The organism is Mesorhizobium sp. BH1-1-5 (assembly GCF_020165615.1).
Taxonomy (GTDB): Bacteria; Pseudomonadota; Alphaproteobacteria; order Rhizobiales; family Rhizobiaceae; genus Mesorhizobium.
Map to the genome: position 1 here is coordinate 1 of NZ_JAIUIM010000033.1, position 20,837 is coordinate 20,837.

Genomic DNA, 20,837 nt, shown 5'->3' on the forward strand with positions numbered 1-20,837 from the left:
TCGAATCGGATGGCCATCCGGTTCGAGGCTCAGTCGCTCTTCTCGCACAAAGTCTCCTCCGTGCAGATACAAGGGGTATTCGTAAGGTGCGGCGTGGGCTCCCTGGCAGGAGTTCACGCCGCCCTCAGCCCTTCCCAGGCCATGAATATCGAAACGGCAAACAAAAGCAGCCCTGCCGCCCGGCCTGCAAGTATGGTCGCCTTTGGATTGTCGATCAGCAGTCCCCGGCTGCGGCCGGCGGTGACGGCAAGCCCGCCATAGATCGCCGCCTGTGTGACGACCGTCAGCAATCCCATGATCGTCGCCTGCATCCAGATCGGACCGTAAGCCGGCTTCAGGAATTGCGGATAGACGGCGAGGATGAAGAGATAGGCCTTCGGATTGATCAGGCAGGTGACCAGTCCCTGGCGAAACGCCTTCCAGGCCGAGCGGCTCCCCGTGGGCCCATTATCGCCGACGGTGATCGAGCTGCGCATCAGCGAAATGCCGATATAGGCCATGTAGGCGGCGCCGGCGATCAGCAGCGGCGTGAACAGGATCGGCACGAAATGCATGAGCAGGCCGATCCCGATCGCGCCGTTCAGCGTGTGCACCGCGCCGCCGAGCATGATGCCGGCGGTCGCCGCCAGGCCTCGGTTGCTGCCGCCGGTCAGCGCATTGGCCAGCACGAACAGCATGTCCATGCCCGGAACGGCGATGATGCCGAACAGAAGCACGAAGAACAGCCAGAGGTTTTCGGCATAGCTCATGTCAGTTGCCTGTCGCTTCGGTCGCAGGGGCAAAAAGGAATCTGTTGATTTTCAAGCGGGTAGGCGGCCCTATAGGTCACTCCAACTGACGGGGATGTGTCAGTTGCGTTTCGATCGGGTGGAAAAATGCGCAAGGCCTCGCGCCTGTTCGAGATCATCCAGATCCTGCGTCTGGCCAGGAAGCCGGTGACCGCGGCTATGATGGCCGGACAACTGGAGGTGACGGTGCGCTCGGTCTATCGCGACATCGCCGCGCTGCAGGCGATGCGCGTGCCGATCGAGGGCGGCCGCGGCATCGGCTACATATTGCGCCCCGGCTTCGACCTGCCGCCGCTGATGTTTTCCATCGAGGAGATGGAAGCGATCGTGCTGTCGCTGGCGCTGCTCGAACGCACCGGCGACGACGAGCTCAAGCAGGCGGCAAAACGCGTCGGCGCCAAGATCGCCGGCGCGGTGCCGTCGCCCTTGCGGCAGGCCCTCGACGCCAATGCCCTTCATGCCTGGGGTTTTGCCGCACCTTCCGCTTCCGCCATCGACCTTGCGCTGGTTCGCCGCGCCATCCGCGACGAGGAGAAGCTCAGCCTCTCCTATCGCGACGAGGCGGGACGCGCGACCGACCGCATCATCCGCCCGGTCGCGCTGATCTATTATGCCGAGACCGCCAACATCGTCGCCTGGTGCGAACTGCGCCAGGCCATCCGCAATTTCCGCAGCGACCGCATCGAGGATTGCCGGGCGGCGGGCCTATGGTTCAAGGGCGAAGGCGACCGGCTGCGGCAGGTCTGGGTCGACGGCTGGGAGATCAATGCCGCGGCCGCCGCCGGCAATTGAGGCGTTGCCAAATCAGCGATTCTGCGCTGTCGACGTGAATTTCAGGGCACGATGCCGCGGCAGGCCCAGGCGACATTGGCGAAGGATCGCGGGCCGTCGGGCCTGCCAGCCTGATAGGCATCGCGCACGGCAGCCTCGACGCGCTCCCGCTCGGCCGCGTCCAGTGTCATGTATCTGCCGAGCGGGCCTTCGCCGGCGCCGATCGGCGCCCAGAAGTCGTCGAAATCCGCGTAATCCATGCGGATCATCAGCTCGGTCTCGGTGACATCGGCCAGGCCTTGCTCGACGAAGGCCCGCTTCATCTCGCCCGGCTGCACCATCGGCTGGAAGCAGTAGCGGCTGCGCATCTGGCGCCCGCCTTCGCTGAGCGCCGCCACCGTGTCGATCATCATGCGCATGCCGCTCATGCCGCCATAGTGGTCCCAGACCACGGCCGCGACCACGCCGCCCGGCCGCACGACGCGGCGCATCTCGGCCACCGCCTTGCTGGCTTCCGGCACGAAGTGCAGCACCAGCAGCGCCAGCGCGCGGTCGAACGCATTGTCGGCGAATGGCAGCGCCGTGGCGTCGCCCTGGCTGATGGTAATCCGCGGATCGCTGTTGCGCTGCTTGGCCGCCTCGACGAAGACGGGCGAAAAGTCGATGGCCTGGATTTCGGCAAGATCCGCCGATTTTGCCAGCTCGAAGGTCAGGCTGCCGGTGCCGCAGCCGACATCGAGGATTGTCTCGCCCGGGGCAAGCCCGGCGAAGTCGATGAACTTGGGCGCGAGCCTGCGGCTCCAGCGTCCCATTAGTTGCTCATAACCGGATGCCGCACGGACGGTGAAGGTGGACGTCATCTGAGCCTCCCATTCATCAGCCTAAGCTAAACGACGGCGCAGCTGCTGCATAGGCGCCGGGCAATCGGCATCATCGGGAGCGAAGATAACTCGAGTAACCCGGCGCTTTATGTAGGCGATTTCACGGTCGCGACCGACTCCCGCTCCACCAGCGGGCACTCCAGCTTCGTGATAGGATAGCGGCCGCGGCCGGGCGTCGGCGGCGTTTCCAGCTGCTCGATCGCCCATTGGCCCATCGCCAGATGCGGCAGGATGGAGGTGGTCAGCGGCGGGAAGAGATGGCGGGCGATCTCCTCGTCGTCATAGCCGACTACCGAAATGTCCCGCGGGATATGCAGGCCGGCTTCCTTCAGCGCCTCGTAGCAGCCGATCGCGGTGCGGTCGTTCTGGCAGAAGATCGCGGTGGGGCGCTCCTCGAGCCCGAGCAGCTTGACCGTCGCGGCGTAGCCGGCGCTGGCCGACCAGTCGCCCTCGACCACCAATTCCGGATCGAACGGGATGTCGGCGGTGGCCAGGGCGCGGCGATAGCCTTTCAGCCGATCCTGCGCCGCCTGCATCCACGGCTCGCCGGTGATGGTGGCGATGCGGCGATGGCCATGGGCAATCAGGTGCCTGGTGGCGCTCTGGCCGCCGGCGATCTCGGAGGGAACCACCGCCGGGAAGGCATAGTCGGCGGTATAGCAGTTGAGCAGGATCACCGGGATGTCGAGGCTGTAGAGGAAATCCGGCGCGGCGATCTCGCGGGTGAAGATGGTCATGTAGATCAGCGCCGAGATGCCGCGCCGCGTCAGCGCTGAAATCGCGCGCGGCTCCATCACCGCGTCGCCCATGGTCTGCGCCACCAGAAGCACATTGCCGGCGTTCCATGAGGCCTGCCGCGCGCCCTCGATGGCGACCACCGCCTCGGGGCTGGTGGCGAGCTGGTCGACCGCGAAACCGATCACGCCGTCGAGGCCTTCGAACGGCGTCACGGGCGGCCGAAGCGCCGAGAAGACCGGCGGTGAATAGCCCAGCGCGCGGGCTGCCTCGATCACCCGGTCGCGAGTCTGCTGCGACAGCCTGATGCCGGGCGAATTGTTGAGCACGAACGACACCGTCGCCTGCGAGCAGCCGGCGGCGCGCGCGATGTCCGTCATGGTGACGCGTCCCTTGGGCTTGGCTGCCGGCTTGCGGCGCCTGGAAGCCCCGGGAGGATCGCGCAGTTCCGTCGGTTCACTCATGGTCGTTTCCCAAACCCAGCCGGCTCTAGAGCAAAGGCGGCGGCAACGGCAAGATGGTCGAGGTCGATACGCTTATCGAGATTGCGCCAGACTAATAGCTATTATCATGCGGCGCATGCAAATCGCCAGCTGCGCCGCTTCGCGACGAAACCGGTCGGACAAGGTCAGCAGTGCTGACAATTCCGATGCTTTCCGCGCAGCTGCGGACCTTGCGGCGCTCGCTCTCCTCACTCCCGGCGCGTCTTGCGATCAGCGTCTCCTCCGCTTCGAAAACGCGCGTTTCGGCTTCATAACTAATACTCTTTACTAATAGCCGTAAGCGTTCTACTGTCAACTCGTCGTAACCGTCCGGGCTTCCGCTCGGTGCCGGCAAAGTGTGAAGGACGCCTGCCCGGAGCTCGGCGGCATGTCGGATTGGGCGCGCGCTCCATTTCACGAAAATGTCAGACAAATCGGACTATTTACGAACGCCACATGAGTGTCTAGTGTCTCGACCGCGGCCGGATCGGCACCGTTCTTAAGTCGGCGGACCTTTGCGCCACACCCTTGAGGAGGAGGGTTGTCCGGGCCGCAGCCGAGACATCGGCGACGAGTTCTACAGGCAAGTTCTACAAGGGAGGTTGAACTATGAAATCCATGATCCGTAACGCATCTGTCGCCGCGGCGGCCCTGCTCATCGGACTTGCGGCCACGGCGGTTACCCGCGCGGACGACAAGCCGACGCTGGCCTTCGTCGTCAACGGTGCGTCAGACTTCTGGAAGGCGGCGGAAGCCGGCGTGAAGAAGGCGCAGGGCGAGCTGCCCGACTACAATCTCGAGCTCAAATATCCGGAACAGTCCTCGGTCGCCATCCAGCAGCGGCTGATGGACGATCTGGTGACGGCAGGCGTCAAGGGCATCATGGTCTCGGCCGTCGATCCCAAGACCTCGACCGACGGGCTGAACAAGATCGCTTCGGAAACCGCGCTGTTCACCACCGACTCCGATGCGCCGCAGACCAAGCGTGTCGCCTATATCGGCTCGTCCAATGTCGATGCCGGCAAGCAGGCGGCCGAGATCGCCAAGAAGGCGATGCCGAACGGCGGCAAGTGCCTGGGCTTCGTCGGCCTGCTCGGCGCCGACAACGCCAAGGAGCGCATCCAGGGCATGAAGGACGGCCTAGCCGGCAGCAAGATCGAACTCGTCGACGTGCGCGGCGACGACATCGACCAGGCGCGCGCCAAGAAGAATGTCGAGGACGCGCTGGTCGCCAGCCCCGACATCACCTGCATGGTCGGCTTCTATTCCTACAACACGCCGCGCATCTATGAAGCGCTGCGCGACGCCGGCAAGCTCGGCCAGATCACCGTCGTCGGCTTCGATGACGATCCGATCACGCTGGGCGGCGTCAAGGAAGGCACCGTCGCCGCAACGGTGGTGCAGCAGCCCTTCGAATGGGCCTATCAGGGCATGAAGCTGATGGCCGCCTACCTCAAGGGCGACAAGTCGGGCATCCCGGCCGGCAATTTGATCATCATCCCGACCAAGATCATCGGCAAGGATGACGTCGACGCCTACGCCGCCAACCTCAAGGCGATGGCGGGCAACTAAGTCCAAGACAGTTGCGCCGGCTCGAGGGTCTCCTTGAGCCGGCGTTCGTATTGACGGGGCCGCCAAGGCCCGTCAGTCTGTGGCCCACCGGCTGCTATCAGGCGTGATGATCTCTATCGACACCACTCACCCAAACACCGCTCCGTTCCTGAGCCTGGAGGCCGTGCGCAAGACCTATCCGGGTGTTGTCGCGCTGGACAGGTTCTCGATGGAGGTCCGGCCCGGCGAGGTCATCGGCCTCGTCGGCGAGAACGGCGCCGGCAAATCGACGCTGATGAAGATCCTCGGCGGCGTGACGCGGCCCGACACCGGCACCGTCACCGTCGATGGCGCGGCGCATGACGGGCTCACCGTCGAACAAAGCATCGGTTCCGGCATCGCCTTCGTGCACCAGGAGCTCAACCTCTTCGAAAACCTCGACGTCGCCGCCAACATCTTCTTCGGCCGCGAGCCGCTGCGCGCCGGGCCGCTGAAGCTGGTCGACCGCGCGAAGCTGCGCGAGATGGTGGCGCCGCTGTTGAAGCGCGTCGGCGCCAATTTCTCGGCCGACGCGCCGGTGGCGTCGCTGTCGCTCGCCCAGCAGCAGATGGTCGAGATCGCCAAGGCGCTGTCGATCAAGGCCCGGCTTGTGATCCTCGACGAGCCGACCTCCAGCCTGCCGATCGCCGAGACCGAAAAGCTGCTCGACGTCATCAAGGGTCTGAAGGCCGAAGGCATCAGCGTCATCTTCATCTCGCACCGGCTGCATGAGATCGAGCGCGTCGCCGACCGCGTCGTGGTGCTGCGTGACGGCACGCTGGCCGGCACGCTGGCGAAACACCAGATCAATCACGACGAGATGGTCAGGCTGATGATCGGCCGCATGCTGAAGGAACGCGAGAAGGCGGGCGAAGCCGCCCGCGCGCCGGGCAGCGTAGCCCTGTCGGCGCATGCCATCCGCACCAGCACCTATCCCGATCGGCCGGTCAGCCTGGAGTTGCGGCGTGGCGAGATCCTCGGCCTCGCCGGCCTGGTCGGTTCCGGCCGCACGGAACTGGCGCGCGTGCTGTTCGGCATCGACGAGCGGCTCGCCGGCAATGTCACGCTCGACGGCAAGCCGCTCGATGTCGGCTCGGCCGCCGACGCGGTGGCGAACGGCATCTTCCTGGTGCCGGAGGACCGCAAGCTGACCGGCATATTGCTCGATCTCTCGATCGCCCAGAACATCTCGCTGCCCAACCTGCCGGCCCATGCCAGGCGTTCGCTGGTTTCGACCGGCGCCGAGCTCGCGACGGCCGAAAAGCAGAAGAAGAATCTTGGCATCAAGGCGCCGTCGGTGCTCACCCGCACCGGCACGCTGTCGGGCGGCAATCAGCAGAAGGTGGTTCTGGCCAAATGGCTGGCGATGAACCCCAAGGTTATGATCCTGGACGAGCCGACGCGCGGCATCGACATCGGCGCCAAGGCCGAGATCTACGGGCTGATGCGGGCGTTGGCCGATGCCGGCGTCGCCGTGCTGATGATCTCCAGCGACATGGAAGAGGTGATCGGCGTGTCGGACCGCATCGCGGTCATGCATGAGGGGCAGATCTCCGGCATCCTCGACAAAGATGATTTCAGCCAGGAGAACGTGCTCTTGCTGGCGGTCGGCAAGAAGCCGAAATTGCTGCAAGCGGCGGGAGGAGTTGAATGAGCAAGAAAGATCTCGGCCTGCTGATTCTGATTCTGGTGGTCGGCGCGGTGGTGACGGCCATCAACCCGCGCTTCCTGTCGACGATCAACCTCGCCAACACTTCCAACCTGGTAGCGCTGTTCGGCATCCTGTCGATCGGACAGGCCTTCGTCATCATCACCGGCGGCATCGAATTGTCGGTCGGCTCGCTGATCGCCCTGCTCGGCACGCTGTTCATCGATTTCATCGCGGTGCGCGAGGTGAACTGGCCGCTGGCCTTCGTGCTTATCCTGGTGCTCGGCGCAATCATCGGCTTCGTGCATGGCTGGCTGATCACGCGGCTCAAATTGCAGCCTTTCGTGGTGACCCTGTGCGGCCTCTTGATCTATCGCGGCGTGGCGCGCTTCTATACCGCCGACGGCACGGCGGGCTTTGCCTTCGGTCAGAATTTCCCGGACCTCGAATTCCTGACGGCAGGCCGTTCGGGTGGCGTACCGAACAGCTTCATCGCGCTGATCGTCATCTCCATCGTCATGTGGGTGGTGCTGCACCGTTCGGTGTTCGGCCGCTATCTCTATGCGATCGGCAAGAACGAGGAGGCGGCGAAATATTCAGGCATCCGCACCGACCGGGTGGTGACATCGGCCTATGTCATCTGCGGCGTGCTGACGGCGCTGTCGGCAATCTATTTCGCCATGTACACGCGCTCGATCTCGCCGGCGAGCCACGGCCAGTTCTATGAGCTTTATGCGATCGCAGCCGCAGTGCTCGGCGGCTTTTCGCTGCGCGGCGGCGAAGGCTCGCTGGTCGGTGTCATCCTCGGCACCGTGCTGCTGCAGGAGCTGCAGAACCTGGTCAATCTGCTCGGCATCCCCTCCTCGCTCAACTTCGCGGTGATGGGCGGCGTGATCCTGATCGGCGTGCTGGTCGACCAGCAGTGGGGCGTCTTCCGCGCCCGGCGCCGGATGATGGAGGCGACTCGCCAGAACGTCGCCGGAGCGCCGGCGGAGTAGCTTTACTTTCTCAAGCGACGGTCCTGATTGGATCGATGCTCGCGGGATACCCGCCGGGCAAGTCCGGATTTGTGGACGAATTGCAACAACGCGTGAACCGGAAAACGGCCCTTGTCGGAGAATCGGGGCTGCGCTAAGCAATTGGTATCTGAGGGCTCCAAGAACAAAATATGGGAGGAATTACCGTGACATCAACACGTTGGATTGCGCTCGCGGCGCTGGCGCTGACCTGCTCGACCCCGGCCATGGCCAAGGACTGGAAGACCGTGACGGTCGCCATGGAGGGTTCCTATGCCCCCTGGAACCAGACCGACGCCAGCGGCAAGATCGTCGGCTTCGAGGTGGACATCCTCAACGACGTCTGCGGCCGTGCGAAGCTGGAATGCAACATCGTTGCGCAGGATTGGGACGGCGTCATTCCCGGCCTCACCGCAGGCAAGTTCGACATCGTCATGGACGGCATGTCGATCACCGAAGAGCGGATGAAGACCATCGACTTCTCGATCCCCTACGCCTCTTCGCCGGTGGCTTTCCTGGCCGACAAGAACGGCCCGCTGGCGCAGCTCTCCAACAGCGGCAAGATGATCGATCTGTCGAAGGACGACGCCGAATCCAAGGCTGCGCTCGACACGCTGCGCAAGGAGCTGACCGGCAAGAATGTCGGCCTGCAGGTTTCGACCACGGAGGCGACCTTCGCCGACAAGTATCTCAAGGATGTCGCCAGCGTCCATGAATACAAGACCACCGACGAGCACGACCTCGACCTGATGGCCGGCCGCATCGACGTCGCTTTCGCCGACACCACCTATTTCCTCGGCACGCTGGCCAAGCCGGATGCCAAGGACCTGGAATTCGTCGGCCCGCAGTTCAAGGGCGGTCCGATCCTCGGGCCGGGCATCGGCGCTGCTTTCCGCAAGACCGACAAGGACCTGCAGGACATCTACAACAAGGCGCTCAAAGCCGCGCTCGATGACGGCTCGGTGTCGAAATACTCCATGCAGTGGTTCAAGATCGACATTACCAAGTAATGTCGCAACGGGAGCAGCCAAGGCTGCTCCCGTTTTGCATTGAGTGCATGTCGCCCGAAAGTGCCCAGCGGTTCCGGGAAAACGACATGCACAAAATGAAGTGCATGTCGCCCGAAAGTGCGCGGCGGTTTGGGAGAGCGCATCAAAGGCAGGCAACCCGTCGATGCCTATCTCGGCGCCCGCAGGAGCCGTAAGTGGAGTTTCTCAGCGATCTCAAGGACCAGGTGTCGACGGCCTATGAGCTGTTGGCCGCCGGTTGGGGCGTGCAACTGCTCTGGGGCATCGGCTGGACACTCGCCGTCACCGTCGTCTCGATGCTGATTGGCGCCGTGCTGGGCTCGCTTGTGGCGGCGGCCAAGCTTTCGTATCGCGGCGGACTGAGGTTCATCGGCGAGAGCTACACCACCGTGTTTCGCGGCGAGCCGGAACTTTTGATCATCTACCTGTTCTACTATGGCGGCACGCAGGTCCTGACCGGCGTGGCCAGGTCCACCGGATCGATCGGCTCGACCGACATCTTGAACATGCCGAGCTTCCTCGGCGGCGTTCTCGCGGTCGGCATCATTTCCGGCGCCTACCAGGCCGAGGTTTTTCGCGGGTCGTTCCTGGCGATCCACCGCGGTGAGTTGGAAGCGGCGCGCGCCTACGGCATGTCGGCCTGGCTGCGCTTTCGCCTCGTGATCATGCCTCAGGTCCTGCGCCTCGCGGTGCCGGGGCTGGGCAATGTCTGGCAATTGACCATCAAGGATTCGGCGCTGATCTCGGTCACCGGCGTCGCCGAGCTGATGCTGACCGCGAACAAGGCGGCGCGTTCGACGCATCATTCGCTGCTTTTCTACACGGTAGCCGGCATCCTTTACCTGGTGATGACCTCGATCTCGACGCCGATCTTCGAGAAGGCCGAGCGTTACACCTCGCGCAGTTTCACGCGGCCGAAGTGAGGGGTGGCGGTGGATTTCGACTTCTACCTTTCGACCATGTGGAGCGTGCTGAAGGCGCTGCCGCTGACGCTCGAGATCTGGTTCTTCGGCATCGCCTTCGGCCTTGTCATCGCCACCGGCCTGACCTGGCTGCGCGCTTCCGGCCACAAATTCGGCGAGTATTTCACCCGCGCCTATGTCTTCGTCTTCCGTGGCTCGCCGCTGCTGGTGCAGCTCTATCTGATCTATTTCGGGCTCTCCCAGTTCGACTTCGTCCGCCACAGCCCGATCCTGTGGCCGATCCTGCGCGATCCGATGTATTGCACGATCGTCGCCATGGCCTTGAACACGGCCGCCTATGAGAGCGAGATATTCCGCGGTGCGCTGCGGGCGGTGCCTGTCGGCCAGATCGAGGCGGCCAAGGCATTCGGCATGTCGGCTTTCACCCGTTTCCGCCTCGTCACGCTGCCGATCGCGTTGCGGCTCGCCCTGCCGGCCTATTCGACCGAAATCATCCTCATGACCAAGGCGACCGCGCTCGCCTCCGTGGTCACCATCATGGAGATGATGGGAACGGCGCAGAAGATCCAGCACGACACGTTCCGGCCGATCGAGGTGCTGACCTGCGCCGGTGTGATCTACCTGCTTCTCAATTTGTCGATCGCCCGGCTGTTCGCCTGGGTCGAATACCGGCTTTCACCGCATCTGCGCCCCCCGCCTGAGCAGGGCCAGCAAGTCAAACTCGTCCCGGAGGTGTTGTGATGTCGGCAAATGTCGCTACTGCCGCGCAAGCGGCATCGTCCCCGGACGACAAGGCAGCCATCAGCGTCAAGGACCTGCGCAAGTGCTTCGGCGATCATGAGGTGCTCAAGGGCATTTCGCTCGAGGCCCACAAGGGCGACGTCATTTCCATCCTCGGCTCCTCGGGCTCCGGCAAGAGCACGATGCTGCGCTGTATCAATCTCCTGGAGACCCCGGATTCCGGGGAGGTGCGGGTCGACGGCGAGCTCATCAAGATGAAGCAAAGCCGCGACGGCCATCAAATGCCGGCCGACATCCGCCAGGTGGAGCGGATCCGCGCCAACCTCGCCATGGTTTTCCAGAGCTTCAATCTGTGGTCGCACATGACTGTGCTGGAGAACCTCGTCGCCGCGCCGACGCATGTGCTGAAGCGGCCGCGCGCGGAGTGCCTGGAGCAGGCCGAGGCCTTGCTGAAGCGCGTCGGCATATGGGAACGCCGCAATTACTATCCGCCGCACATGTCGGGCGGCCAGCAGCAGCGCGCGGCAATCGCGCGGGCGCTGGCGATGAACCCCAAGGTGATGCTGTTCGACGAGCCGACATCCGCGCTCGATCCGGAACTGGTCGGCGAGGTGCTGCGCGTCATGCGCTCGCTGGCCGAAGAAGGCCGCACCATGCTGGTCGTCACGCACGAAATGGGCTTTGCCCGCGACGTGTCGAGCAAGGTGATGTTCCTGCACAAGGGCGAGGTGGACACGGTTGGCGAACCGAAGGAAATGTTCGCCAGGCCGCCAACGCCGCAGTTCAAGCAGTTCATCGCCAACTTCAACAAGTGAAGCCGCACCTTGCTCGGCGCCAAGATGTGCTGAGATTCAGGTCAGGCCGGCCTCACCTGAATATCCGCATATCTTAGATCATGTCCGACAGATCCGAGAACGCCATCGCCTTGCGCAGCACCTCGGCGAAGCGTTCGCCGGCGGCCTCCTTGTCGCCGCTGTTGTCGATCGGCGTGACGTCCGGTCCCGTCAGCTTGACGCTCGTGCTGCGCGCCAGGCGGGCAAGCACTTCGCCGCGCGATTCGCGGCCGCGCGCCGCAAGTCGCTCGGCGAGGATCTCCGGCGTCGCCGTGATCTCGACCACGGCCAGATTGGCGTAGCGTTCGCGCAGCGCCGGGATGACGGCGCGGGATACGTTGGCGACCGCCACATGGCCGTTCGCCACAACCCAGTCGACATCGGCAGGCAGGCCATAGCGCAGGCCATGCGCGTCCCAGCACAGCGAGAAGGCACCGTCGGCCTCGGCTTCGGCGAAGGCGGCATCGGCCAGCGTGTCGTGGTCCTCGCTCGCCGTATCGCTCGGCCTGGTGATGACCCGGCGCACGAATTCCAGCCGCGTCTCGCCGGCAAAGCGCTGCTTGGCGTAGCCGATGACCGTATCCTTGCCGGCGCCGCTCGGGCCGACCACCGCGACGAAGACGCCGTTGCGGATCGGCAAGGTCTCGGCCAGCTCGCGCTCGATGAGGGCCGAAACCATCATGCGACCCGGCTGCCCTGGCGCCACACGGTGCGCACGACCGGCACATGGTCGTCGACGCGCACGCGCACGAGGTCGGCGCGGCGGCCCGGCTCGATGATGCCGCGATCGGAGAGGCCGATCGCTTCGGCCGGGTTCTTCGACACCATGGCGACCGCCTGCGGCAGCGAGATGCCCTCGACGACATCGCCGAGGAAGAAAGCCGACTGGATCAGGCTGAAGGGGATGTAGTCCGACGACAGGATGTCGAGCAGGCCGTCGGCGGCAAGCGTGCGCGCCGAGACGTTGCCGGAATGCGAGGCGCCGCGCATGACGTTCGGCGCGCCCATCAGCACGCCGAGGCCCGCTGCCTTCGAGGCCTTGGCCGCCTCTTCCGTCGTCGGGAACTCGGCGACGCGCACGCCCTGCTCGATCGCTTCGTCGACATGCCCCGCGGTCGCGTCGTCGTGGCTCGCCAGCACGATGCCGCGCTCACGGCAGGCGGTCGAGATGAAGACGCGGTTCGGGCCGGAATTGCGGGCCGAGTCCGCCATCCGTTTTTCGCAGAACTTCTGGAAGTCGCGGTCGGTCAGCTTCAGCTTGCGCTGGTAGTAATAGGCATAGGTCTCGAGATTGACGAACTGGCGCTGTCCGGGCGCATGGTCCATCAGCGACGCGAGCTTCACCCGGTCGTCGGTCTCGAAATTGGCGAAGGCATCGAGGCAGTCCGGCGCCGAGACTTCGCAGCGCAGGTGGATGAAATGGTCGGCTCTCAGCCGATCCTGGCGCACGCTGTCCTCGATCGCGTCGGCCAGCTTGCGGACGTCGTCGGACTTCAGGTCGGCATCCTCGTCCATGCCGACGCGCAAGGCGTCGAGCACGGTGGTGATGCCCGCGGTCGCCACCTGGGCGTCATGGGCAAGCACGGCGGCGATCGGGTTCCAGCGCACTTTCGGGCGCGGCGCGTAATGGCCTTCGAGGTGATCGGTGTGAAGCTCGACGAGTCCGGGGACGATGTAGTCGCCGCCCATGTCCTCGCCGGCGCGGGCAGCGCCCGGTTCGACGGCGGCAATCAGGCCGTCGCGCAACAACAGCGAGCCCTCGACGATCTCGTCGGGCAGCACGATGCGGGCATTGGTGAGAACGGTTTCGGCGGTCATCTCGGGCGGTCCTATCTCGGTCGGCGGTCAAATCAGAGCAATTCCAGGAAAAGTGCTTTGCGGTTTTCCGTTCGGAATTGCGTAAAACTAAAGATAGGGCGGTTCAGCGTTTCCGCTGATCCGCCCTAGGCGGTCTTGCGGGCAGGGCCGCGGCCAAGCGCATGGTGGGAAAGCACCATGAACGGCGCGCCGGGCTCGCTTTCGACGAACAAGGTCAGCGCATCCACCGGCACCGGCTGCCGCAGCACGTCGGCGAACAGGCCGTCTATCGCTGCACGAAGACGTGGGCTTTCCTGTGGCCCGACGCGCCCCGAGAGCGTCATGTGGAAGCGGAACGTGTCGAAGACGTAGGGATAGCCCCATTGGCAGAGGTTGCGGAACTCGTCCGGCTTCAGCGCGTCGGGACTGCGGCGCTCGATCTCGGCCTCGGTCAGCGGCGCCCGGAACGGATCGAAGGCGCGCACCACCTCGCCGGCGAAATCGTTGAGCGGTGCAAACTGCGTTTCCGGCACCAGCGCGAAGAACCCGTCGATCTGCCCGACGACCAGACGCGGAACGATGACCGGCGGCGTCGCCTCGGCGAAACCGTCGAGCGCGGCGCGCAGCGAGGCTTCCGTCTCGTTCGGTGCCAGCCGGAACGGCGCTTTCAGCGTCGCGTGGAACCCATAACGCCTGGCGGAGGCGGTGTGGAAGGCGACCTCCGCGGCCGACAGGTCGCCCACGGCCTCGACTGGCCGCGTCGCCGCGCCGAACGGGTCGCGGCCCAACCAGTTGGCGGCAATGCGCGCCAACGGCTCGTCCTGTCCCGGGGTGTAGTAGATGGCGTAGCGCATGGTCGTTCCTCGTCAAGCGCGCTGCGCGCCCCGAAGGATCGTGCGACACGCTTCAAGTCATTGTCTTGGCAGGTCGTGCCCCAAAAACGCCGGAGCGTTTGCGGCGACATGCACCGGAACCGCTGCCATAGGTGATTTCCATGACGGATTGACGAAGCTTTCATGGGTTTTCGAAGGCAAGTCCAGCCGCAAGGTCGTTAGCCGACGATTTTTTCCAACTGGACCAACGGCTTTGCCGATCTGCTTAGGGTGTGTTGAGATTCAGGTCATGCCGAGTCGGAGTCGAAGACGGGCGCGAAGCGACCAAACTGGGTGGCTTCCGACAACCGGCCCACGCCGGCCGTAGCCTTCATAGAGCGGAGGCGCTTGTGAGGGCTTCGGCCGGCGAAGGCCGGAGCGGAGCGTACTTGAAGTACGTGAGCACCGGAAGCGCAGGAAGCCGCCATTTGCAGGCCGGCATCACCTGAATACCAACACCCCGCCAATCAGGCCTTCATCAACCATTCGTGCTCGGCCGCGTTGTGGAATTTCCACGTCCGCTTCGGCCCAGCCATGACGTTGAGGTAGTAGAGGTCGTAGCCGTGGCAGGCCGCGCAGGGGTGATAGCCCTTCGGCACCAGCACGACATCGCCGTCCTCGATCGCCATCGCTTCGTCCAGCTCGCGCACGCCGTTGCGGTCGGCATCGGTATAGACGCGCTGGAAGGCAAAGCCCTGCGGCGGGTTGAGCCGATGGTAATAGGTCTCCTCGAGATAGGATTCCGCCGGCAGGTTGTCCTGGTCGTGCTTGTGCGGCGGATAGCTCGACGTGTGGCCGCCGGGCGTGATCACCTCGACCACCAGCAGCGAATCCGCCGGCTTGCCCTCGGGCAGGATGTTGGTGACGTAGCGCGTGTTGGTGCCCTTGCCGCGCACTTCCTGGCCGAGATCGTCGGGCCCGATGACGCGCACCGGCAGGCCGCCGCTTAAGCCCGGCGCCGAGCAGACAGCGAGCTCCAGCTCGGTGTCCGCGGTGACCGACCAGTCGGCGCCTTGCGGCACATAGACCGACCACGGCTTGCCCTCGAAGGGCGACATGCGCTCGCCGAGCAGGCCGAGGTCCTTGCCGCCGGCCGACGCCTTGCCCTTGCCGGTGACGAAGACCAGGCAGACCTCGCGGTCGCCGGTCTTGCCGGACGCCGTCTCGCCCGCTTTAAGCCGATGCAGGTCGAAACCGACATAGGTCCAGCCGGCGCTTTGCGGCGTGACGTGAGCGACGTGGCCGTGGCCCTTGTCGGCCTTGACGATGAGTTTCGACATTTTGTCTCTCCTAATTCCATTGGCTCTGCCGGATTGCGGACCCGGAGGTTTTTGCAGGATTTGAAAATGACAACCGCAAAACCTTCGAGATTGGCCGAGGCCTCCGAACTTCGTCATTTTAGGGCGGAGCAGGAGCGTAGCTCCGTCGCGAAGACGCTAGAATCCATGCCGTTACCTCAGTCCAGGAGCGCAGCGGACCAGAATTCTGCACCGCTGCGGCTGGTTTGACGTCACGGCATGGATCCTCGGGTCTGCGCGCGTCGCTTCGCTCCTTGCGTCGCCCGTGGATGACGAAGCGGAGGCGTTTCAGCCAATCTCCAACGCATCCGATCCGCCCTGCGCGCCTGTCCCATGGACCGCCTATTCCCTCGGCTCGGCCGGAGGCTTGTTCTCCTCCGCCGGCTTGTAGAGGTAGAAAAACTGCCACACCGCATAGCCAGCGAAGCCGAGCGCGATGACGCCCCAGAACGGCGTGCCGGAGGCGAACTCGATCGCCGACCAGATGAGGCAGACCGCGACGACGGCAATGCGCCGCCACAGCGGCCGGAAGAAGGGGTGCTCATAGTCTTTCATCGCGCCAATCCAGGATTTTGCCCAAGCGCATCAGATAGACCGGGCGCCCCGACTAATCCATCATTCATGACTAATCCACCGTTCAGGCCGGAAACCCTTGTGTCTCCACCGTATAACCAGCGGCCGTCATCACCCGCATCAACTCCTTGTGGCCGACCTGCGCCATCTTCAGCGGTGGGTTCTTTTTCGGATCCTGCTCGGCCTCGACGACGAACCAGCCCTCATAGCCATGATCGGCGAAGCGCTGGACAATGGCGCCGAAATCGAGCGAGCCGTCGCCCGGCACGGTGAAGGCGCCGAGCGCCACGGCATCGAGGAAGGACTGTTTCGAGCGGTCGAGCCCGTCGATGACGCCCATGCGCACGTCCTTCACATGGACGTGGTTGATGCGCTTGTGGTGGTTGTCGATGGCGCGCAGCACATCGCCGCCGGCAAAGGCGAGGTGGCCGGCGTCGAGCAGGAGCGGAATGCCTTCGCCGGAATGGCGCATGAAGGAATCGAGCTCCGGTTCGGTTTCGACCACCGCCGCCATGTGATGATGATAGGAAAGCGGCATGCCCTGCTCGGCGCACCATTCGCCGAATTCGGTGACCCGGCGGCCATAGGCCTTCATCTCGTCACCGGTGAGCTTTGGCTTGGTGGCCAAAGGCTTGGAGCGGTCGCCCTGGATCGAGCGGCCGACCTCGCCATAGACGATGCAAGGCGCGTTGACCGCCTTGAACAGCTCGATCATCGGCCGGATGCGGTCCTTGTTCGTGGCGAGGTCCTCATTGACCAGCGTGCCCGAGAACCAGCCGCCGCAAAGCGTGACATCGGCTGCCTTCAGGATAGGCAGCATCGCCTTCGGATCTTCGGGAAAGCGGCGGCCCTTCTCCATGCCGGTGAAGCCGGCCGAGCGCGACTGGCGCAGGCATTCCTCCAGCGACACGTCATCGCTCAATTCCACGAGATCGTCGTTCCACCATGCGATGGGGGACATGCCCAGTTTGGCTTTCAAGTCGTCACTCCAAATGTCGGTTCGCTGCGAGGCCGGCTCAGCCCTGGCGGCTGCCCAAGGCTTCCTCGTATTTCTTGCGCGCGGCGTTCACCTGTGGCCGCGACGAGACTTCCGGCACCGCGACATCCCACCAATGGCCGCCGGCATCGGTCGAAACCAGCGGATCGGTGTCGATGACCAGCACGGTCGTCTTGTCGTTCTTCTTCGTCTTGGCCAGCGCCGTCTCCAACTCGGCGATCGACGCCACCTTTTCGGCGACGGCGCCGAGGCTTGCCGCATGCGCGGCGAAGTCGACGTCGGGCAGCACCTCGTGGCGAGCGTCCTTCAGGAGATTGTTGAAGTTGGCGCCGCCGGTCGCCATCTGCAGCCTGTTGATGCAGCCATAGCCGCGATTGTCGAGCAGCACGATGGTGAGCTTCAGGCCAAGCATCACCGAGGTGGCGATCTCGGAATTGAGCATCAGATAGGAGCCGTCGCCGACCATGACGACGACCTCCTGGTCGGGCTTCGCCATCTTGACGCCGAGCCCGCCGGCGATCTCGTAGCCCATGGTCGAGAAGCCGTATTCGGCATGGTAGGAGCCCGGCGCGCCGGCCTGCCAGAGCTTGTGCAATTCGCCCGGCAGCCCGCCGGCGGCATGCAGCAGGGTTACGCCCGAGCCCATGGCGCGCTGCACGGCGCCGATCACCTGCGCATCGGACGGATAGGCGGCGTTGGTCGCGGCCGTCACCTTGGCAGCGGCGGCCTGCCAGTCCTTCTTGCCCTTCAGCGCGTTGTCGGTCCAGGCGGCGGGCGCCTTCCAGCCCTTCAGCGCGGCGGACAGCTCGGCGAGCCCTTCGGCGGCGTCGGCGACCAGCGGCAGCGCCCAGTGCTTGCCGGCGTCGAAGACCTGCGTGTTCAGCCCGATGATGGTGCGGCCGGCATTCTTGAACAGCGCCCAGGAGCCGGTGGTGAAGTCCTGCAGCCTGGTGCCGACCGCAAGCACGACATCGGCTTCCTCGGCCAGCCGGTTGGCGGCGGAAGTGCCGGTGACGCCGACCGCCGCCATGTTGAGCGGATGGTCATCGGGGAGCGAGGACTTGCCGCCCTGCGTTTCGCAGACCGGAATGCCGACGCCCTGCACCAGCTTCGCCAGTTCATCGGAAGCCTGCGAATAGAGCACGCCGCCGCCGGCGATCACCAGCGGCTTCTTCGCTCCCTTCAGCGCCGCGACGGCTGCGGCCAGCTCACTGCGGTCCGGGCGCAGCCGGCGCGGCGTCCAGACGCGCTCGGCGAACAGGCTTTCGGGATAGTCAAAGGCCTCGGCCTGCACGTCCTGGCAGAGCGAGAGCGTCACCGGGCCGCATTCGGCCGGATCGGTCAGCACCTGCATGGCGCGGTTGAGCGCCGGGATGATCTGCTCCGGCCGTGTGATGCGGTCGAAATAGCGTGATACAGGGCGGAAGCAGTCGTTGACGCTCGCAGTGCCGTCGGAAAAGTTCTCGGCCTGCTGCAGCACCGGATCGGGCAGCCGGTTGGCGAAGACATCGCCCGGTAAAAACAGGACGGGCAACCGGTTTACGTGCGCGAGCGCGGCGGCCGTCACCATGTTGAGCGCGCCAGGACCGATCGAAGAGGTCGCGGCCATGAAGCGGCGGCGGAAATTCGCCTTGCCGTAGGCGATCGCCGCATGCGCCATCGCCTGCTCGTTATGAGCGCGGAAGGTCGGCAGCTCGTCGCGGACCTGATAAAGCGCCTCGCCGACGCCGGCGACATTGCCATGGCCGAAGATCGCCCAGACGCCGCCGAAGATCGGCACCGTCTTGCCGTCGATCTCGGTCATCTGCCGGCTGAGAAAGCGGGTCACAGCCTGCGCCATCGTCAGGCGAACGGTCTTCGTCATTGTCGTTTCCTCCGGCTTTCGTTGACGCCGTTTTTCTTATGCTGCCCGTGTTCTTATGCTGCTTTGCGCCCACGCGCGGCAAGCCATGCCTCGGTCAGTTGCTCGAAGCGCGCGGCCATGTCGGCCACGGCCTCGTCGTCCGACATCTTGCCGGCCAGCCATTGTTCGGCGGCGTTGATGAAGATGGTGCGCCCGACCGCAAATCCCTTGACAATCGGCGCGTTGCTCGTTGCGGCAAACGCCGCGACCAGCTCGTCCTGCGGCGCTTCCAGACCGAGCAGAACGACGCCCCGGCACCATGGATCGTTCCTGACGATCACCTGTTCGATCTTCGCCCAGGCGCCGGCCGAAGCCTGTGGCTCCAGCTTCCACCAGTCGGGCTTGATGCCCAGCGCATAGAGTTCCTCCAGCGCGCGTGGAATGGTGGTGTCGTCGAGCTTGCCGTGCTTGCCGGCGATGATCTCGACCAGCAGTTCGCGGCCGACCTTCCGCGCCGCCTCGAACAAAGCTCTGATCTTCTTCTTCTGCTCTGTCTTCAGCGCCTCCGGGTCGTCCGGGTGATAGAAGCACAGGCACTTGATGCAATGGTCGACCGGCCATTCGGTGAGCTGCGAGCCGACGTCCTGCGAGAATTCGAAGCGCAGCGGCCGCGATCCAGGCAACTCCACCGGGCGGCCGAGCCAGGCGAAGGGATGGCGGGCGAATTCGAACATCGCGTCGCGGCCGTATTTCTCGTCGATCAGCATGCCGTAGCCGTCCCGGCCGGCGGCGACCTTTGCCGCCGCCTTGACCGTCAGCACCTTGAAGTCTGGAATGCGCGCAACGTCGGCGCCGACCTTGGCGGCAACGTCCTCCAACTGGACGCGATGGTCGCAGGCCAAAGCCATCAGCGAGGGAATGTCGCGCCTGCGCGTCGTCGCCCAATGGATGTGGTTGATCGCCTCGTCCTTGCGCAGCGCCAGATGCTTGCTGCCATGCTTCAGGAAGAACTGCAGCTCCTCGAAGGTCGGATATTCCGGCGCGCAGAGCAGGCGCGACACGGCGAACGCGCCACAGGCATTGGCCCAGGTCGCGGCGGTGGCAAAGCTTTCGCCGCCGAGCCAGCCGCGCAGGAAGCCCGACATGAAGGCGTCGCCGGCGCCGAGCACATTGTAGATCTCGATCGGAAAACCCTTGCCGACGATGCCGTCCTCGAGGTCGTCGCTGATCGGCCCGTCATAGACGATGCAGCCCTTGGCGCCGCGCTTCAAGACGATGGTGGCCGAAGACAGCGCGCGGATCGTCTTCAGCGCGCTCAGGCAGTCGTCGGCGCCCGAGGCGATCATGATCTCCTCCTCGGTGCCGACGATGAGATCGCAATCCGGCAGCACCGTCTTCAGCTGCGCCGAGACGCGGTCCGACTTGACGTAGCGCTCGAAACCCTCGGCATGGCCGGCAAGGCCCCAGAGGTTCGGGCGGTAGTCGATGTCGAACACCACCTTGCCGCCCCGGGCCTTCATCAGGCGGATCGCCTTGCGCTGCGCGGCATCGGAATTGGGGCGCGAGAAATGCGTGCCGGTGACGACCACCGAGCGGGCAGAGGCGATGAAGGCCTCGTCGATGTCTTCCTCGGCCAGCGCCATGTCGGCGCAGTCGGAGCGGTAGAAGATCATCGGCGAGACGCCTTCGCTCTCGACCGAAAGCAGCACCAGCGCCGTCAGCCGCTCCTTGTCGGTCTTCAGGCCGTCGACAGACACGCCCTCGCGCTGAAGCTGCTCGCGGATGAAGCGGCCCATCTGCTCGTCGCCGACCCGGGTCAGCAGCGCCGAGCGCAGCCCGAGCCTTGCCGTGCCGACGGAAATATTGGCCGGGCAGCCGCCGACCGACTTGGCGAAGGAGGTGATGTCCTCCAGCCGCGAGCCGATCTGCTGGCCATAGAGATCGACCGAGGCGCGGCCGATGGTGATGACGTCGAGCGGCGGGTATTTCCCTTCCACGGCTTCGCCCATTCGAACCTCCCA

General features: G+C 64.7%; 19 protein-coding genes. 8 read left to right on the plus strand and 11 right to left on the minus strand.

Translation table 11 applies throughout. The annotated features are described in order from the left end of the window. Positions 1 to 113: 113 nt before the first annotated feature. Positions 114 to 749 carry a LysE family translocator gene (locus tag LB572_RS30155; protein WP_224670316.1) on the minus strand — a complete coding sequence of 212 codons (636 nt, stop codon included), beginning with the start codon at positions 747 to 749 and terminating at the stop codon, positions 114 to 116. Between the two features lie 126 nt (positions 750 to 875). On the opposite strand from LB572_RS30155, the gene LB572_RS30160 reads away from it, so the two are divergent. Next, complete coding sequence (locus LB572_RS30160) at positions 876 to 1,580, plus strand: helix-turn-helix transcriptional regulator (protein ID WP_140807823.1); 705 nt, start codon at positions 876 to 878, stop codon at positions 1,578 to 1,580. Positions 1,581 to 1,621: 41 nt separating this feature from the next. Here the strand turns inward: LB572_RS30160 and LB572_RS30165 are convergent, their stop codons facing one another. Further along, positions 1,622 to 2,419 (minus strand): methyltransferase domain-containing protein, encoded by a 798-nt coding sequence (locus LB572_RS30165; RefSeq protein WP_140807824.1) that lies wholly within the window; start codon positions 2,417 to 2,419, stop codon positions 1,622 to 1,624. A gap of 107 nt (positions 2,420 to 2,526) precedes the next feature. Beyond that, positions 2,527 to 3,639 (minus strand): LacI family DNA-binding transcriptional regulator, encoded by a 1,113-nt coding sequence (locus LB572_RS30170; RefSeq protein ID WP_224670317.1) that lies wholly within the window; start codon positions 3,637 to 3,639, stop codon positions 2,527 to 2,529. A gap of 627 nt (positions 3,640 to 4,266) precedes the next feature. On the opposite strand from LB572_RS30170, the gene LB572_RS30175 reads away from it, so the two are divergent. The 7 genes from LB572_RS30175 (at position 4,267) to LB572_RS30205 (ending at position 11,418) form a co-directional block, all read left to right on the plus strand. Beyond that, positions 4,267 to 5,229 (plus strand): sugar-binding protein, encoded by a 963-nt coding sequence (locus LB572_RS30175; RefSeq protein ID WP_140807825.1) that lies wholly within the window; start codon positions 4,267 to 4,269, stop codon positions 5,227 to 5,229. Positions 5,230 to 5,335: 106 nt separating this feature from the next. Beyond that, complete coding sequence (locus LB572_RS30180; RefSeq protein WP_224670318.1) at positions 5,336 to 6,901, plus strand: sugar ABC transporter ATP-binding protein; 1,566 nt, start codon at positions 5,336 to 5,338, stop codon at positions 6,899 to 6,901. Continuing rightward, positions 6,898 to 7,893 carry an ABC transporter permease gene (locus tag LB572_RS30185; RefSeq protein WP_140807827.1) on the plus strand — a complete coding sequence of 332 codons (996 nt, stop codon included), beginning with the start codon at positions 6,898 to 6,900 and terminating at the stop codon, positions 7,891 to 7,893. Before LB572_RS30180 ends, LB572_RS30185 begins: the two co-directional genes overlap by 4 nt. Before the next feature lie 185 nt (positions 7,894 to 8,078). Beyond that, complete coding sequence (locus tag LB572_RS30190; RefSeq protein WP_224670320.1) at positions 8,079 to 8,921, plus strand: transporter substrate-binding domain-containing protein; 843 nt, start codon at positions 8,079 to 8,081, stop codon at positions 8,919 to 8,921. A 194-nt stretch (positions 8,922 to 9,115) separates the two neighbouring features. After that, positions 9,116 to 9,862 (plus strand): ABC transporter permease, encoded by a 747-nt coding sequence (locus tag LB572_RS30195; RefSeq protein ID WP_224670321.1) that lies wholly within the window; start codon positions 9,116 to 9,118, stop codon positions 9,860 to 9,862. A 3-nt stretch (positions 9,863 to 9,865) separates the two neighbouring features. After that, complete coding sequence (locus LB572_RS30200; RefSeq protein WP_318014091.1) at positions 9,866 to 10,603, plus strand: ABC transporter permease; 738 nt, start codon at positions 9,866 to 9,868, stop codon at positions 10,601 to 10,603. Next, positions 10,603 to 11,418 (plus strand): ABC transporter ATP-binding protein, encoded by an 816-nt coding sequence (locus LB572_RS30205; protein ID WP_140807829.1) that lies wholly within the window; start codon positions 10,603 to 10,605, stop codon positions 11,416 to 11,418. The genes LB572_RS30200 and LB572_RS30205 overlap by 1 nt, the downstream gene beginning before the upstream one ends. A gap of 73 nt (positions 11,419 to 11,491) precedes the next feature. Here the strand turns inward: LB572_RS30205 and phnN are convergent, their stop codons facing one another. The 8 genes from phnN to LB572_RS30245 all read right to left on the minus strand — a co-directional run bounded on the left by phnN (position 11,492) and on the right by LB572_RS30245 (position 20,825). Continuing rightward, complete coding sequence (gene phnN, locus LB572_RS30210; protein ID WP_181179776.1) at positions 11,492 to 12,118, minus strand: phosphonate metabolism protein/1,5-bisphosphokinase (PRPP-forming) PhnN; 627 nt, start codon at positions 12,116 to 12,118, stop codon at positions 11,492 to 11,494. Then, entirely contained in the window at positions 12,115 to 13,254 is a 1,140-nt protein-coding gene (locus tag LB572_RS30215; protein ID WP_140807830.1) for an alpha-D-ribose 1-methylphosphonate 5-triphosphate diphosphatase, read from the minus strand. The genes phnN and LB572_RS30215 overlap by 4 nt, the downstream gene beginning before the upstream one ends. Positions 13,255 to 13,379: 125 nt before the next feature. After that, positions 13,380 to 14,087 carry a DUF1045 domain-containing protein gene (locus LB572_RS30220; RefSeq protein ID WP_140807831.1) on the minus strand — a complete coding sequence of 236 codons (708 nt, stop codon included), beginning with the start codon at positions 14,085 to 14,087 and terminating at the stop codon, positions 13,380 to 13,382. 485 nt (positions 14,088 to 14,572) lie between these two features. Next, positions 14,573 to 15,385, minus strand: a complete 813-nt coding sequence (gene iolB / locus LB572_RS30225) for a 5-deoxy-glucuronate isomerase (protein ID WP_140807832.1) — start codon at positions 15,383 to 15,385, stop codon at positions 14,573 to 14,575. A 360-nt stretch (positions 15,386 to 15,745) separates the two neighbouring features. Then, positions 15,746 to 15,958 carry a DUF3329 domain-containing protein gene (locus LB572_RS30230; RefSeq protein WP_224670323.1) on the minus strand — a complete coding sequence of 71 codons (213 nt, stop codon included), beginning with the start codon at positions 15,956 to 15,958 and terminating at the stop codon, positions 15,746 to 15,748. Between the two features lie 82 nt (positions 15,959 to 16,040). Further along, positions 16,041 to 16,955, minus strand: a complete 915-nt coding sequence (iolE, locus tag LB572_RS30235) for a myo-inosose-2 dehydratase (RefSeq protein ID WP_224670324.1) — start codon at positions 16,953 to 16,955, stop codon at positions 16,041 to 16,043. Between the two features lie 37 nt (positions 16,956 to 16,992). Continuing rightward, positions 16,993 to 18,837, minus strand: a complete 1,845-nt coding sequence (gene iolD / locus LB572_RS30240) for a 3D-(3,5/4)-trihydroxycyclohexane-1,2-dione acylhydrolase (decyclizing) (protein WP_224670326.1) — start codon at positions 18,835 to 18,837, stop codon at positions 16,993 to 16,995. A gap of 53 nt (positions 18,838 to 18,890) precedes the next feature. After that, positions 18,891 to 20,825 (minus strand): bifunctional 5-dehydro-2-deoxygluconokinase/5-dehydro-2-deoxyphosphogluconate aldolase, encoded by a 1,935-nt coding sequence (locus tag LB572_RS30245; RefSeq protein ID WP_224670328.1) that lies wholly within the window; start codon positions 20,823 to 20,825, stop codon positions 18,891 to 18,893. Positions 20,826 to 20,837: the final 12 nt, after the last annotated feature.